The sequence below is a fragment of the Bacteroides faecium genome, from assembly GCF_012113595.1.
Taxonomy (GTDB): domain Bacteria; phylum Bacteroidota; class Bacteroidia; order Bacteroidales; family Bacteroidaceae; genus Bacteroides; species Bacteroides faecium.
The window spans coordinates 6,195,851-6,211,284 of record NZ_CP050831.1; the positions used below are offsets into that span (position 1 = coordinate 6,195,851).

Annotated in this window: 11 protein-coding genes; 6 read left to right on the forward strand and 5 right to left on the reverse strand. The window is 42.3% G+C overall.

The window, feature by feature from the left end; all coding sequences use genetic code 11:
• Nucleotides 1–90: 90 nt before the first annotated feature.
• The gene (locus tag BacF7301_RS23560) at nt 91–639 is read left to right on the forward strand and encodes a chromate transporter (protein ID WP_167966655.1); all 549 of its coding nucleotides are present in this window, start codon (nt 91–93) and stop codon (nt 637–639) included.
• Between the two features lie 69 nt (nt 640–708).
• Here BacF7301_RS23560 and BacF7301_RS23565 read toward each other — a convergent pair whose 3' ends face one another.
• Complete coding sequence (locus BacF7301_RS23565; protein ID WP_209319476.1) at nt 709–2,295, reverse strand: glycoside hydrolase family 10-like protein; 1,587 nt, start codon at nt 2,293–2,295, stop codon at nt 709–711.
• A 17-nt stretch (nt 2,296–2,312) separates the two neighbouring features.
• On the opposite strand from BacF7301_RS23565, the gene uvrA reads away from it, so the two are divergent.
• The 3 genes from uvrA to BacF7301_RS23580 all read left to right on the forward strand — a co-directional run bounded on the left by uvrA (nt 2,313) and on the right by BacF7301_RS23580 (nt 7,803).
• Nucleotides 2,313–5,084: an excinuclease ABC subunit UvrA gene (gene uvrA / locus BacF7301_RS23570; protein WP_167966656.1), complete on the forward strand. Its 2,772-nt coding sequence runs from the start codon at nt 2,313–2,315 to the stop codon at nt 5,082–5,084.
• A gap of 325 nt (nt 5,085–5,409) precedes the next feature.
• Nucleotides 5,410–6,921 carry a sigma-70 family RNA polymerase sigma factor gene (locus BacF7301_RS23575; RefSeq protein ID WP_167966657.1) on the forward strand — a complete coding sequence of 504 codons (1,512 nt, stop codon included), beginning with the start codon at nt 5,410–5,412 and terminating at the stop codon, nt 6,919–6,921.
• 99 nt (nt 6,922–7,020) lie between these two features.
• A complete protein-coding gene (locus tag BacF7301_RS23580) occupies nt 7,021–7,803 on the forward strand; it encodes a class I SAM-dependent methyltransferase (RefSeq protein WP_167966658.1) in 783 nt (260 codons plus the stop codon).
• 81 nt (nt 7,804–7,884) lie between these two features.
• On the opposite strand, the gene BacF7301_RS23585 is transcribed toward BacF7301_RS23580, so the two are convergent.
• The 3 genes from BacF7301_RS23585 to BacF7301_RS23595 are packed head-to-tail and all read right to left on the reverse strand — an operon-like array spanning nt 7,885 to nt 10,032.
• Entirely contained in the window at nt 7,885–8,370 is a 486-nt protein-coding gene (locus tag BacF7301_RS23585; protein WP_167966659.1) for an outer membrane beta-barrel protein, read from the reverse strand.
• A 4-nt stretch (nt 8,371–8,374) separates the two neighbouring features.
• Nucleotides 8,375–8,605 (reverse strand): hypothetical protein, encoded by a 231-nt coding sequence (locus tag BacF7301_RS23590; RefSeq protein ID WP_167966660.1) that lies wholly within the window; start codon nt 8,603–8,605, stop codon nt 8,375–8,377.
• Entirely contained in the window at nt 8,602–10,032 is a 1,431-nt protein-coding gene (locus tag BacF7301_RS23595; protein WP_167966661.1) for a carbon starvation CstA family protein, read from the reverse strand. The genes BacF7301_RS23590 and BacF7301_RS23595 overlap by 4 nt, the downstream gene beginning before the upstream one ends.
• Nucleotides 10,033–10,141: 109 nt before the next feature.
• Between BacF7301_RS23595 and BacF7301_RS23600 the strand changes: the two genes are divergently transcribed.
• Nucleotides 10,142–11,599 (forward strand): glycoside hydrolase family 10-like protein, encoded by a 1,458-nt coding sequence (locus BacF7301_RS23600; protein ID WP_167966662.1) that lies wholly within the window; start codon nt 10,142–10,144, stop codon nt 11,597–11,599.
• 938 nt (nt 11,600–12,537) lie between these two features.
• Nucleotides 12,538–14,094, forward strand: coding sequence for an ATP-binding protein (locus tag BacF7301_RS23605; RefSeq protein ID WP_167966663.1), 1,557 nt, complete (start codon nt 12,538–12,540; stop codon nt 14,092–14,094).
• Between the two features lie 10 nt (nt 14,095–14,104).
• Here the strand turns inward: BacF7301_RS23605 and BacF7301_RS23610 are convergent, their stop codons facing one another.
• A complete protein-coding gene (locus BacF7301_RS23610; protein ID WP_167966664.1) occupies nt 14,105–15,307 on the reverse strand; it encodes a hypothetical protein in 1,203 nt (400 codons plus the stop codon).
• Between the last annotated feature and the right edge of the window lie 127 nt (nt 15,308–15,434).

Consider the following 15,434-nt stretch of genomic DNA (forward strand, 5'->3'; position numbering starts at 1 on the left):
TTAATGCTGTTGTTTTACAGATTCATAATTCTAAAAACCGTGAAATCCGTGTAATCCGTGCTTAAAATTATTATATAAATTATTAATCATATGATTTACCTACAGTTATTCTATACATTTTTCAAGATTGGGCTTTTCGGCTTCGGTGGCGGTTATGCCATGCTTTCCATGATTCAAGGCGAGGTGGTGACCCGCTATGGATGGGTAAGTTCGCAGGAGTTCACGGATATTGTCGCAATCAGCCAGATGACACCGGGACCGATAGGTATCAATGCGGCAACTTATGTAGGATTTACTTCGACAGGCAGTGTTTGGGGATCCATCATTGCTACTTTCGCAGTAGTTCTCCCCTCTTTTATCTTAATGCTGACTATCAGCAAATTCTTTCTGAAATATCAGAAACATCCGGTAGTAGAATCTATCTTCAGCGGGTTACGACCAGCAGTCGTAGGACTGCTGGCTTCTGCCGCACTGGTATTAATGAATGTAGAGAATTTCGGTTCGCCTACGGAAGATACTTATTCATTTGTTATCAGCGTCATTATATTCCTGATTGCTTTTATCGGAACGAGAAAATATAAAGCAAACCCGATTCTGATGATTATCGCCTGCGGCATTGCAGGATTGCTGCTCTATTAAAAAAATAAAGGATGAAGATGTGCCATGCAGCAAAAATCTTCATCCTTTATCTATAGTTCTTTATTTACGCTATAATTTCACTTTCTTACTTACAGACTTCGATTCATTATGAAGACGGTCCAAAGCCGTTACTACATAGCGGTGTTTTGTTTTTCCTGTTTCGTATGGGAGCTTGTAAAAAGAATTGCGGGTGATATCTACAATATGTGAAGGATCGTCGAGATTCACCTTTTCTTTTCCGCTAAAGCGGTAAACTACATATTGAACCGCTTTATCCATTTCCGTTTCCGCCTTCGGGGCAGTCCAGAAAAGCACATAACCATCTTCCGTCCATACCTTTTTCATCTTGCGCACTTTGCCCGGAGCCTTGTCATCCATAAAGTCAAAAACAGGAATCAAAGCGGGATATTTATGATATTCGCTAACTAAAGCGTCACGGTATCTTCCCTGATTTTCGACAACTGCCGACGCATACCATTGGCAACTACCGCCAATCGTCTGATAAGCACGCTGCAAGGCCATCTTCCGTGGAAGCTGATTGATGGAAGGATTCTGCGGATCGGCATGCTGAATAGTGTTCGGCACAGACTGGCCGATAAACAACGGACGGTTTTCCGAGTGGGTAGCCCACCATTTCACCAATGTCTCATAATCGGCTGCCTTATGACCGATTTCCCAATATATCTGCGGAATATTATAGTCAATCCATCCTTCACGTGCCCAAAGCAGGACATCGGCATACAAGTCATCGTAATTCTGCAAACCATTCGTATTACTTCCCAACGGATCGCTCTTCTGATTACGATAAATACCAAACGGGCTGATACCGAACTTCACCCACGGCTTTATTCCACGGATAGTCTCGTGAAGCTTCTTTATCAACACATTGACATTACTACGACGCCAGTCCGCCTTATTCGTAAAGCCACCGCCATAACGGGCAAAGCTCGCATCATCCGGGAAATCCAGTCCTTTCACAGGATAAGGATAGAAATAATCATCCATATGAATCGCATCCACATCATAACGGGACACGATATCAGTCACAATTTTACAAATATATTCCCGGCTTTCAGGAAGTGCCGGGTCGAAATATACCTGATCGCCATAAGTAACGAACCATTCAGGATGCTGATGGTAAATATGTTCCGGAGCCAACTGATTCTTCAACGAAGTCTTCACACGATAAGGATTAATCCAGGCATGAAACTCCATATTTCTTTTTTGGCACTCTTCAATCATAAACTGCATCGGATCCCACATAGGAGAAGGGATCTGCCCTTGCGTACCGGTCAGGAAGCGACTCCAGGGTTCATGTTGTGAAGCGTACAGTGCATCCGCTTCGGGACGTACCTGGAAGATAATCGCATTAATGCCGGCTCCCTGAAGAGAGTTCAACTGGCTAATCAACGTCTGTTTCAGCCGTTCGGTAGGAATACCGCGGAACTGCCCGTTGACAGCCTGTATCCATGCTGCACGAAATTCACGTTTGGGATATTTATTGCCGGTTGGCACCTGCGCCCTCACTCCTACCGCAAGAAGAAGAGCTAAAAGTAAAAGATAGTTTTTCAGCTTCATAATATTCTTAAATCGTAATAATGTGACGCAAAGATAATACAAACTCCCGATAAATTCGCTAACTTTGCCGACTACCATAAAACAAGGAGTATTTTATGTCAGAAAATAACTATATTTCGATAAAAGGTGCACGAGTAAACAACCTAAAAAACATCGATGTAGATATACCACGCAACAAACTTGTTGTAATCACCGGATTATCGGGTTCCGGCAAATCTTCCCTCGCTTTTGATACCCTCTATGCAGAGGGACAACGCCGCTATGTAGAAAGTTTGAGCAGCTATGCGCGCCAGTTTCTGGGACGAATGAGCAAGCCGGAATGTGACTTTATCAAAGGCATTCCACCCGCCATTGCCATCGAACAGAAAGTGAATAGCCGCAATCCGCGTTCTACGGTGGGGACTTCGACCGAGATTTACGAATATCTCCGCCTGCTTTATTCCCGCGTGGGGAAAACATACAGCCCCGTCAGCGGACAGGAAGTAAAAAAACATTCGACGGAAGATATTGTCAACTGTATGCTCTCGTATCCGGAAGGTACAAGATATACGGTGCTGACACCGATCCGCCTGCGTGAAGACCGCACCCTGCAACAACAGTTGGAAATAGACTTGAAACAGGGTTTCAACCGTATCGAAGTGAACGGTGAAATGAAACGTATAGATGAATATACGCTCGTGGCAGGTGATGAAGTCTATCTGCTGGTAGACCGTATGGCGGTAGCCAACACCAAGGATGCCATGAGCCGGTTGACCGACTCTGCCGAAACAGCCATGTATGAAGGTGACGGAACCTGTATGTTGCGTTTCTATCTTTCGGACGGAACAACGAAGCTACACACTTTCAGCACGAAATTCGAAGCGGATGGCATCGTCTTTGAAGAACCGAACGACCAGATGTTCTCGTTCAACTCTCCTATCGGTGCCTGTCCTAGCTGCGAAGGCTTCGGTAAGGTTATCGGCATAGACGAACATCTGGTTGTGCCGAACCGTTCTTTATCAGTTTATGAAGGGGCTATTGTATGCTGGCGTGGCGAGAAGATGGGAGAATGGAAAGAAGAATTGATCCACAACGCGGACAAGTTTGATTTCCCGATATTCACTCCTTATTATGAGTTGACGGATGCACAACGCCGACTACTTTGGGAAGGCAACGAATACTTCCACGGCATCAACGATTTCTTCAAGATGCTGGAAGAGAATCAATATAAAATCCAGTATCGTGTGATGCTCGCCCGTTACCGGGGAAAGACGCTTTGTCCGAAATGTCACGGCACACGCCTGAAACCGGAAGCCGGATATGTACGGGTAGGCGGAAAGAATATCTCCGAACTGGTAGATTTACCTATCACAGAATTAAAGCAGTTCTTTGACGGACTGGAACTCAACGAGCACGACAGCGATGTAGCCCGCCGTATCTTGATTGAAATCAATAACCGTATCCACTTTCTGATTGACGTAGGTTTGGGATACCTGACCTTGAACCGTCTCAGTAATTCCCTGTCCGGTGGAGAAAGCCAGCGTATCAATCTGGCAACATCACTAGGCAGCAGCCTTGTAGGCAGTCTTTATATTCTTGACGAGCCAAGTATCGGGCTTCACAGCCGTGATACAGACCGATTGATTTATGTATTACGCCAACTGCAACAGTTAGGCAACACGGTAGTGGTCGTGGAACATGACGAAGAAATCATCCGTGCCGCAGATTATATCATCGACATAGGGCCCAATGCCGGACGCTTGGGCGGAGAAGTCGTTTATCAGGGCGACATGAAAGACTTGAAAAAGGGAAGTAATAGCCACACAGTGCGTTATCTTCTGGGAGAAGAAGAAATTCCTGTTCCCGAACATCGCCGTCCGTGGAATAACTATATAGAATTGAAAGGGGCACGCGAGAATAATCTGAAAGGAGTAGATGCCCGTTTTCCGCTCAACGTAATGACGGTCGTTACCGGAGTTTCCGGTTCCGGAAAAAGTACGTTAGTAAGGGACATTTTCTTCCGGGCACTGAAACGTGAATTGGACGAATGTAGTGACCGACCGGGAGAGTTCTCTTCTATCGACGGCAGTCTGCGCGACCTGCGGAATGTGGAATTTGTAGACCAGAATCCGATTGGCAAATCATCGCGCTCCAATCCGGTAACTTATATCAAAGCGTATGACGAAATCCGCAAATTATGGTCTGAGCAACCTTTAGCTAAACAAATGGGTTACACAGCCGGATTCTTCAGTTTCAACAGCGAAGGCGGACGTTGCGAAGAGTGCAAGGGCGACGGAACCATCACGGTAGAAATGCAGTTCATGGCAGACTTAGTGCTCGAATGTGAATCCTGTCACGGAAAACGCTTCAAATCCGACACGCTGGAAGTGAAATTCCACGATAAAAGCATCTATGATGTACTGGAAATGACCGTGAACCAAGCTGTTGAATTCTTCAATGAACATGGACAGAAGAAAATTGTAAAGAAGCTGCTTCCCTTACAGGACGTAGGATTAGGATACATCAAACTGGGACAATCCTCTTCCACCCTTTCCGGTGGTGAGAACCAGCGTGTGAAACTGGCATTCTACCTAAGCCAGGAGAAAGCAGACCCGACTATGTTTATCTTCGACGAACCGACTACGGGATTGCACTTCCATGATATTCGTAAATTGTTGGATGCTTTCGATGCACTTATCCGTCGGGGACATAGTATTGTTATTATTGAGCACAATATGGACGTTATCAAATGCGCCGATTATGTGATTGACCTCGGGCCAGAAGGCGGAGATAAAGGGGGAAATATAATAGCGGTAGGTACTCCCGAAGAGGTAGCCGCTTGCGGAGCAAGCTATACGGGGCAGTTTTTGAAAGAAAAACTGAAATAGAAATAATTTATTTCCTAAGATTCGTTGTATCTTAATCTCTCCTCATATATGCAAGGTATTTGTACTCTCCATTTTAAAAAAGAGTGTTCAAAGCCTTGCAATTTACTTCTTTTATCCAAATTGCGTCTTTTACTTCTTGACACAAACAACTAGCCAAACACGCTAATCAATAAACTATCCTTAAACTGATTATATTTTAACGTATCTCATCTTCATCTTATACCAAAGACAAAGGAGAGGAATGTTAAAATAGCAAAAGGCATGCAGTCTTTTTGACTTTTATACATCATATCTATTATAGAATGTCATATAGAACGTAAAACACATGAACCAAAATAAACTCGTAGAGTTATGTAAAAAAGGAGATAAGCAGGCTTTAAGCTGGCTCTACCAAACTTATGCTAATAAGATGACAAAAATCTGCTTTCATTATGTCTCTGACAGGCAAATTGTACAAGACCTTCTGCATGACGGCTTTATTATCATCTTCACTTCTATAGAATCCCTACATTCTCCTGAGAAATTAGAGCACTGGATGGGAACAATTATGAAAAATATATCTTTAAGATATTTGAAACAGTGCAGTTCTGCGTCTACAATCTCTTTAGAAGAGATAGGTGAAGATGAAGCTCCCATCGACACATTTCCCTCTAATGATTTCCCGTCCTACAAAACGATGCTCAAAATGATAGAATCACTTCCGGAAGGCTATAACAAAGTTTTCAAATTAGCTGTATTAGAAGGATTGTCTCACAAAGAAATCGGTCTATTGTTAAATATAGCTCCTCATTCTTCCTCATCGCAATTATCAAGAGCGAAAGAGATATTGCGTAAACTCATCTCCCAATACCGCATTATGATTGGATTACTTATATTATCATCTATTATTTTTATACAAATATGGCTCTATACATCTAAGAAAACTGTTACTACAGAACAAAGTATTGCGACTACACAGAAAGAGAAAAAACAAGAAGTCCAAAGCATCTTAACAAAAGATTCCATAAAAACTATTTTAAATCATGTACCTACTTCTCCTCTGTATGCAAAATCTGAATCTGTAAGAAAGATACCTAAACAAAAGGTTATTTTACAAGACAGTGTTGCAAAAGGAAAAGACAGTATTAAACTCTCTAATCACCAGATAATAGAAAATCAAGATACCAAAAAGCGGAAAGAGTTTTATAGTACCTATACTCCAAAACAACTTTCCAACGATAAAAGAAATTGGTCGTTGGCTTTATCTTATTCAGGTGGAGAAAAACAAATCAACTCTCACAAATCAAGAATCCCCGGTGATATTTCATCCGGACATTCCAAGGAAGTACTGGAAAAATCATATCATCACATTCCTATTACATTATCGCTTTCGTTGCGTAAGAATATAAATGAACATTGGGGCATAGAAACCGGAATTCAATATACATACCTACGTTCTGACTTCACTGTCATTAGCGATTCTTATTTAGAAAAAACACACAAAATCAATTATATAGGAATCCCAATAAAAGGCTCTTTCAATGTATGGAAGCAACGAAGATTCTCTCTATACACTTCCGCAGGAATGACTTTGGATATACCTGTAAGAGCTACTTCAGAAGAAATCACGTCAGAAAATGGGCAAATTATATCTCAAAAGAAGAGTAGCCTATATCCACATTTACAGTGGTCAGCCGATTTTGGCATAGGCATCCAGTATCATATAACTCCCTCTATCGGAATTTATGCAGAACCTAATTTACGATACTACTTTGACAATGGAAGTAGGTTGAATACAATTAGGACTACAAAGCCATTCAATGTGACATTACCGATAGGTATTCGCTTATCCTGGTAAAAAAAACAACGATTACCATGCAGTCTTTCAGGGAATAGTTTATCATAATTATAGTAAGTAATTTCAATTGAATCACTCTTTATATATGAAACTATTATTATGCAAGAGCGTCATAAGAACAGAAATATATATTTCAAAGAATTATCTATAACAAGTAGAAACTACTTTATCCCCTATATCCAAAATTGGCATACAATAGAAGCAGAAATGAATGTGTTGGAAATTGGTTGTGGTGATGGAGGTAACTTGCTTCCTTTCTCGGAAATAGGATGTAATACCATCGGGGTTGATATGGCTAAAAGTCGTATCAAAGACGCAAAAAACTTTTTTAATGAGCTTCATGCAAAAGGTGAATTTATAGCATCAGATATATTTAAGCTAAAGGAATTGGAATCGAATTTTGATATTATTATCTGCCATGATGTATTTGAACATATCACAAAAAAAGAACTGTTTTTGTCTAATCTGAGCAAATATCTGAAACCACAAGGCATTGTCTTTATGTCATTCCCAGCATGGCAAATGCCATTTGGAGGTCACCAACAAATATGCAGAAACCGAATATTTTCCTATCTGCCTTTTATTCATTTATTCCCCGCTTTTATATACCGATTACTTCTAAAAGCCTTCAGAGTGGATACAGATTGTATCAAAGAATTGCTTTCCATCAAAAAGACGAGGGTATCAATAGAATTATTCGAAAGATTAATTAAAAAGACTGATCTAATAATACTAAATAGGCAACTATGGTTCATTAATCCACATTATAAAACAAAGTTCGGGTTATCTCCACATAAATTGAATAATACGATTTCCAGAATACCTTATCTAAGGAATTATGCAAGCACCAGTTGTTTCTATATCTTAAAAGAAAAAGAATAAACTAACAAGACTAAACAAGACATCAATCCCTCTTAATAAGCTTTTACTTACTAAGAGGGAATATATTAAATCTCAATTTATTTACAAGTAAAATCCGAATCCTATCTTAACGCCGAAGCGTGACATATCACCATCATTGAAACGCCATTTATAATAAACGGCAGGCTCGATAGTTACTGTGCGTGAAAGGAAATAAGCATATCCTGCTTCAATACCCAATCCCCAGTCAGTCTGATGCTTGCCGCCACTCCAACGGAAACGGTTCCAGTCCAGTCCGCCACCTAAATAAATACCGGTTTTGTTAAAGTAGAAACGTACCCCCGTACCCAGTGTGTACTCGTCTACCGGTTTCGACCAGTCGGCTCCGGCGTTTACCATCAAGGCAATGCCTTCGGCAAAGAACGTACCGACCTGTGCGCCAAGACCAAATTTTGCTTTATCATTTTTACTATACGAAAAGTCCAATCCTGACAATGAAGGATTAATAATCGTGATTCCTTTCTCAAATTGTGCCTGTGCAGTGAAAGAGACTGCCAATAAGCAAAGAGCTAAAGCTAATTTCTTCATAAACTTACTTTTTTAAGTGAATAGATTGTTCGTCTTTTTTGCGGCGTTCGCGCATTTGTTCCTTTTTACGGAGCACTAACCAAAGAAGGAAGACAATGACATAAGAGACGCCCACTGTCAGAACTTTCTCTGTCAGGCTAACTTCCGTGTTACGCGGCAACAAATAAGCTGCCGTTACTGATACATAAATAAGGAATGCTAACGCAACTCCCGTTGATTTCTTTATTTTCTTCATTCTGATAATTTTCTTGTTTTCTGCTTGCCCAGCCAGACGTAGAACCAAACTGCCGCAATCACTACACACGCTATGCCGATGCCATAGGAGAGTGCATGCGAAAGTCCCAGTCCTTCGGGAGCAATACATATATAAGTTGAACATACACTTGTCATAAACAGTGCCGGTATCAAAGTTATGATATAAGGTTTCCTGGATACCGCCAAGAAAACTGTTATAGCCCACAGGGTAAACACAGCCAAAGTCTGGTTGGCCCAGGCAAAATAACGCCATATCATATTAAATCCGTTCGCATCACGCAAACTGTACAAAAGCAAACCGATAGCTACCACGAACATCGGAATACAGATGTACAAACGACGGCGCATACTTTTTTGTTCCATGCCCAGAAAGTCCGCTACAATCAGGCGGGCGGAACGGAAAGCCGTATCTCCCGAAGTTATCGGAGCGGCAATGACTCCCAAAATAGCAAGCACTCCACCGATTGTTCCCAACCATTCTTTTGTAATGGCATCCACAATAACGGAAGCATTGCTTTCTTCCATTCCATTCTTGTGGAAAAAGTAAGTAGCAGCGGCAGCCCAAATAAGGGCAACGATACCTTCGGTAATCATCGCGCCGTAGAACACCGGGCGACCGTGACGCTCCGAAGTCATGCAACGTGCCATTAACGGACTCTGCGTAGCATGAAAACCGGAAATTGCACCACAGGCAATGCTCACAAACATAATCGGGAAAATAGGAAGCTCACTCGCTTCCGGATTTGTATTCTGTAGTCCGTCCCATAATTCCGGCAAAGCAGGATGGTTGACATAAAGCATCACTAAAATTCCTACTGCCATAAACAGTAGGGCAACCGCAAATAACGGATAGATTTTACCTATGATTTTATCAACGGGCAGTAAAGTAGCCAGAATATAATAAGCAAACACAACGATAATCCAAAATGTCGCATCCAGACTTTCCGGTGTCAGCTTTGCCAACAGCCCTGCAGGACCGGCAACGAAAACGGAACCTACCAAAATCATCAGGATAACGGTAAATCCTCTCATGACCTGCTTCGTCGTAAGCCCCAAATAACGACCGATAATCTCCGGCAGGCTCTCTCCGCCATTCCGTAATGAAAGCATCCCGGCAAAATAATCGTGCACCGCACCTGCAAAAATACTACCCAATACAATCCACAAATAGGAAGAACTACCGAATTTAGCTCCCATAATTGCCCCGAATATCGGACCTAATCCAGCGATATTCAGAAATTGAATCATAAATATCTTCCAGGTTGGCAATGGAATATAGTCCACTCCATCAGCCTTGGTCAGAACCGGTGTTTTACGGTCATCAGGACCAAAGACGCGCTCCATCAGGCGTCCATACGTAAAATAGCCTACTATCAGCGCCAGCAGGCATAGAGTAAATGTTATCATAGTGTGTCGTTTTTTTAGCTTGGCAAATGTAACATAATCTCACGAAACAGCCCAACATTACCGACACTTTTACTAACTTTGCAGGGATTTAAAACAAAAAATAAAGAATATGCGCTTATCTATTTTCATTCTTTCACTTTTGTTTCCTTTCCTCTCTGTAGCTGCACAGCCCAAGCATGAGGTTCGTGCCGCCTGGCTCACGGCCTTGTATGGTCTTGACTGGCCTCGTACACGTGCGCTAAGTCCTCAAAGTATCCGCAAGCAAAAGGAAGAACTAGTGGATATTCTCGATAAGCTGAAAGCTGCCAACTTCAATACCGTCCTGTTTCAGACACGTACACGCGGGGATGTATTATATCCCTCGTCTATCGAACCTTTCAACTCTATCCTGACAGGAAAGTCCGGCGGAAATCCCGGATATGACCCGCTCGCTTTTGCCATTGAGGAATGTCATAAGCGGGGCATGGAATGTCATGCCTGGATGGTGACTATCCCGCTGGGAAACAGGAAACACGTTGCTTCTCTCGGCAGCCAGTCCGTCACCAAGCGGATGAAAGACATTTGCGTACCATATAAGAATGAATATTTTCTTAATCCGGGACATCCGGGAACCAAAGAGTATCTGATGAAACTGGTGCGGGAAGTCGTAAGCCGTTATGATATTGACGGGGTGCATTTCGATTATCTGCGCTATCCGGAGAATGCTCCTCTCTTTCCCGACAAGTACGACTTCCGCCGATATGGCAAAGGCCGTACACTGGAACAATGGCGGCGGGATAATATTTCGGAAATCGTGCGCTATATATATAAAGGTGTAAAAGCGATGAAGCCGTGGGTGAAGCTCAGTGCCAGTCCGGTAGGAAAATACCGGGATACTTCACGCTATCCTTCCCGTGGATGGAATGCTTTCTTCACTGTTTATCAAGACCCGCAAGGATGGCTTGGCGAAGGTATCATGGACCAGATATATCCGATGATGTATTTCCAAGGAAACAATTTCTATCCTTTTGCCCTCGACTGGCAGGAACAGTGCAACGGACGGCAGGTGATTCCGGGACTCGGCATTTATTTCCTTCATCCCGACGAAGGAAAATGGACACGTGACGAGATAGACCGTCAGATGAATTTTATCCGCAGTCATAAACTGGCAGGTGAAGCACACTACCGGGTGAAGTATCTTATGGAGAATACACAAGGTATTTATGATGAATTGGCCGAAAATTTCTATGCATATCCGGCTTTACAGCCACCTATGCCCTGGCTGGATAATGTTCCGCCTACGGCTCCGTCGGAGCTAAAAATAACGAATATCGAGAATGGATACACTGAATTAAAATGGCAGGCTGCTACGGATAATGACGAACGCAACAAACCGATGTATGTTATTTATGCTTCCAATGAGTATCCGGTAGACACCAGCCGACCGGAAAATATCGTAGCACAGAATATTAGGGACACAAGTTATATCTATGCCCCCATCCTGCCTTGGAATACTAAAAAGCATTTCGCTGTTACGGCCGTAGACCGTTTCGGAAATGAAAGCGTAGCGATACAAGAGGGAAACTAGAAGTATCAAGTAAAGATGTATATAAAATCAAAGAAGAATAACAGTTCAAGTTCAATTAGTAACACAAAGGAGAAAGAACCTTGATACAGCCATACGTTTTATCCATAACTGTAACAGTAATGAGTAAAACCGTGCGGAAATGAATGAGATTTTGCTTTCAATTACTGATTTGCATAAGTATAACATGAACTTTTGATTCATAAGTTCCACCAGTTTCACCTTATAGCTGAAACATCGATGAATAAGGAGATAGCGGGTGAAAGCGTAGGGAAGAACCAGGTGAAGTCTTCCATTATCGCTTTCACCTTTTGAATTTATTTATACCGATTGCTGGACATATAGAGCCACTGTGCTGAATATATAGATGCAATACGGTGAGTATATAGATGCAATCTGTTGAATCTATAGATGTACCAATTCAAGTATTAATAGATGAGAACCAAGGTATTAACACCTGACAACTAGGCTATTAATATCTGACAGCTCATCTATTAATACCTGACAATGGATTTGCTATAAGCATATTTTCATTAGCTATAATGATATCCGGATTAGCTATAATGATATTGGTTTTAGCTCAAGGGATATTTAGAAAAGACAAGGTGGAACCGATAATGTTCTGTTTCACCTAATTTGCCCCTCGCTTTCACCCGCTATAACCTTATTCATCGGCATTTCAAGAATCAGGTGAAATCGATGAATAGCAATAATCTTATAGTGGCATTTATGATACTTTATTTATTAAGAAAGAGGTAAGTTACGCAGTATTCCGCTATCGAATGATTCAGAACTGCACAGTTTAGCTCATTTTCGCATGAGAATGAGCTAAATGATAATTTTCCAGTTAAACAAAATTATAATACCCATTCTTTGACATATTGAAAGCGGAATATTACGAAAATAATGATTATCTTTGAACCACTAAAAGGAGATTAACAATGAATGACCTGCTTCGCAAACTCCCTATTGGGATACAGACTTTTGAGAAACTTCGTAAGGGTGATTATCTATATGTAGATAAGACAGAACTTGTGTGGAAAATAGCTTATACATCTACTCCTTACTTTCTGAGCCGTCCACGCCGTTTCGGTAAAAGTCTTCTCCTATCTACCTTTGAAGCCTACTTTGAAGGAAAGAAAGAACTATTCGAAGGGCTTGCCATCGAAAAGCTGGAAACGAAATGGGAAAAGCATCCTGTGCTACATCTGGATTTGAACGCAGAAAAATATGATTCCCCAGAAAGACTTTATGATATTCTTAGCCGTCAACTTACCCTATGGGAGATTCAGTATGGCAAAGGAATGGATGAAAACACTCTTTCCGGCCGCTTCTCCGGCATCATCCGCCGTGCCTACGAGCAAACAGGTAACAGCGTTGTGGTTTTGGTAGACGAATATGACAAGCCGTTACTTCAAGCCCTAGGTAATGACAACCTGCTGGATGACTATCGTAAAACTCTGAAAGCCTTTTATGGCGTATTGAAAAGCGCTGACCGCTACCTGCGTTTTGTCTTCCTCACGGGAGTGACGAAATTCGCACAAGTAAGTGTATTCAGTGACCTCAACCAGTTGCAGGACATCACCTTATGGCCCGATTACGGCACTCTTTGCGGCATCACTCTTCAAGAATTACTGGATACCTTCCAACCGGAAATAAAGATACTTGCAGCCAATAATTCCATTTCTTATGATGAAGCAGTGCTACGAATGACGCGTCTCTATGATGGCTATCATTTTTGCATCAACTCGGTAGGCATTTTCAACCCGTTCAGTGTACTGAATGTCCTGAAATCAAAAGTATTCGACAATTACTGGTTCCAGACCGGCACTCCGACTTTCCTCGTCGAGATGCTGCAAGAAACCGAATATGACCTGCGTACTTTGCTCGACGGCATCGAAGCACCGTCTTCCATGTTTTCCGAGTATCGTGTAGATTCCAATAACCCGATTCCGCTGATTTATCAAAGTGGCTATCTAACGATAAAAGCTTATGATGAACGTTTCCGCAACTACCTGCTGGAATTTCCCAACGATGAGGTGCGTTACGGTTTCATTGATTTTCTGGTACCATTCTATACCGGAGTAAAGAATAACGATCAAGGCTTTTACGTCGGAAAGTTCGTCAATGAGTTGGAAAACGGAGACTACGATTCTTTCCTCACCCGCCTGCAAGCCTTCTTTGCCGACTTCAACTACGAACTGAACGAGCAAACAGAACGCCATTACCAAGTGGTTTTCTATATTGTCTTCAAACTTATGGGACAGTTCACTGATGCGGAAGTGCGCAGCGCCCGCGGTCGCGCAGACGCCGTAGTGAAAACTCCTAAATATATCTATGTCTTCGAGTTCAAACTGCATGATACGGCAGAAGCGGCACTAAAGCAGATTGAAGATAAAGGCTACTTGATACCATATCAGGCAGACGGACGTGAAGTGATAAAAATTGGAGTAGAATTCAGTGCGGAGAAACGTAATATCAGCCGCTGGCTGGTGTGAATAGATGGAACTATAAACTATCGGGAGTAACCAGTATCCACGCCCGATAGCAGCTTCTCTTATGAACAGGCACCAAAGGTAAATAACCGGAATGCACTTTCCCTTCCCTGATTTCCAACGGAAAGGTTGCGGACAGCCGTTCATGTTCCTTCAAGGCTTCGCCTTCCGAAGGATGGTAATCAATCCCGAAACGTCCTGTAGAATCAGAATATACATAATGGTCATACAGAAGACGTGTCATGACTCCCATATTCATGCGCAGATTAATTTCCACACAAGGATGAATTCGGAATACAGTTTTTTTATTCTCCGGAAACCGGCAAATCATCATATCAACTCCAAGATAACCTTTATACACGGTTCCCACCAATGCAGAAAGTTTGTATTTCAAACAGTTCTCCAAATCTGTCAGAGCCTCCGAAGGGACATATTGCGAAAGTTGTTCTCGGATTGCCTCATTAGAAAGCAAACGGTTTCCTTCATACATTCCGCTCTTTCCGGTATGAAAAAGGGAATATCCCGCAAACGTCACTCCACCTGCACCGTCGGAATAAAACTCCATGGCAAAATCTTCTACCTTATTATATATAGGCTCCGCGATAACTCCGCCTTGCGAAGCAGCCACACGTGTACACCAACCGGAAATAAAAGGAGTAAATACGCCTTTGCACCAATTCAACCCCTTGCCGCTTCCCGAAAGCGGAGCTTTCAACAGGCAGCCTTCCCGCTCTTCCACAAAAGCTTTCCATTCTTCCGGTGTTTCCAAGTAATAAGATTCTCCGCAGAAATGTTCATTTAACTGTAATTCCGAAAGTAATGAGACAGCTTTAGAACGATGAGAATATTCCCGCCAACTGCTTAGCTGCTCCATAGAAGGGAGCAAAGTTTCATCTACTCCCAGCCCTGCAAGCCGTTTCCGTAAAGCTACATCCCAGCCCCAAGGATGAATATCCCAATCTGGTTCAGAAGCCAGTTCCGGCTCCGTTATCAAACGAACCGGAATATCCAGCAACTCCTGCATTTGCTTCAGATAATTGAGATTATAAGCGGAAGAAGCCAATACTGCACTCCCCTCTTCTGCATACCACATCGGAAGCAAAGCTAGTTCAGCCGCCATCTGTCTGGCGGAAGCCGGAGCCATATAATTCGCTTCACCACTGGCAAGCGCCAAATCATGCTCCGGATTGAATATATAAAGAACCTTCTTAGTCATTTCAAATGAATTCAAAACTTTATTCTGCAAATATATGCAGGAAATAGTCAGGAATGGCTACAATAAACAGAAAGTTAGAATTAAAAGCACAATTTTGCCATCTCTACTTTGCAAATCCTAAAAAAAG

Bases quoted from the DNA above. Each gene is read 5' to 3' on its own strand.
- BacF7301_RS23590 (WP_167966660.1), bottom strand. From the start codon at position 8,605: ATGAAGAAAATAAAGAAATCAACGGGAGTTGCGTTAGCATTCCTTATT.
- BacF7301_RS23580 (WP_167966658.1), top strand. From the start codon at position 7,021: ATGCAAGAGCGTCATAAGAACAGAAATATATATTTCAAAGAATTATCT.
- BacF7301_RS23600 (WP_167966662.1), top strand. From the start codon at position 10,142: ATGCGCTTATCTATTTTCATTCTTTCACTTTTGTTTCCTTTCCTCTCT.
- BacF7301_RS23585 (WP_167966659.1), bottom strand. From the start codon at position 8,370: ATGAAGAAATTAGCTTTAGCTCTTTGCTTATTGGCAGTCTCTTTCACT.
- BacF7301_RS23605 (WP_167966663.1), top strand. From the start codon at position 12,538: ATGAATGACCTGCTTCGCAAACTCCCTATTGGGATACAGACTTTTGAG.
- BacF7301_RS23565 (WP_209319476.1), bottom strand. From the start codon at position 2,295: ATGGTAGTCGGCAAAGTTAGCGAATTTATCGGGAGTTTGTATTATCTT.
- BacF7301_RS23560 (WP_167966655.1), top strand. From the start codon at position 91: ATGATTTACCTACAGTTATTCTATACATTTTTCAAGATTGGGCTTTTC.
- BacF7301_RS23575 (WP_167966657.1), top strand. From the start codon at position 5,410: ATGAACCAAAATAAACTCGTAGAGTTATGTAAAAAAGGAGATAAGCAG.
- BacF7301_RS23595 (WP_167966661.1), bottom strand. From the start codon at position 10,032: ATGATAACATTTACTCTATGCCTGCTGGCGCTGATAGTAGGCTATTTT.
- uvrA (WP_167966656.1), top strand. From the start codon at position 2,313: ATGTCAGAAAATAACTATATTTCGATAAAAGGTGCACGAGTAAACAAC.
- BacF7301_RS23610 (WP_167966664.1), bottom strand. From the start codon at position 15,307: ATGACTAAGAAGGTTCTTTATATATTCAATCCGGAGCATGATTTGGCG.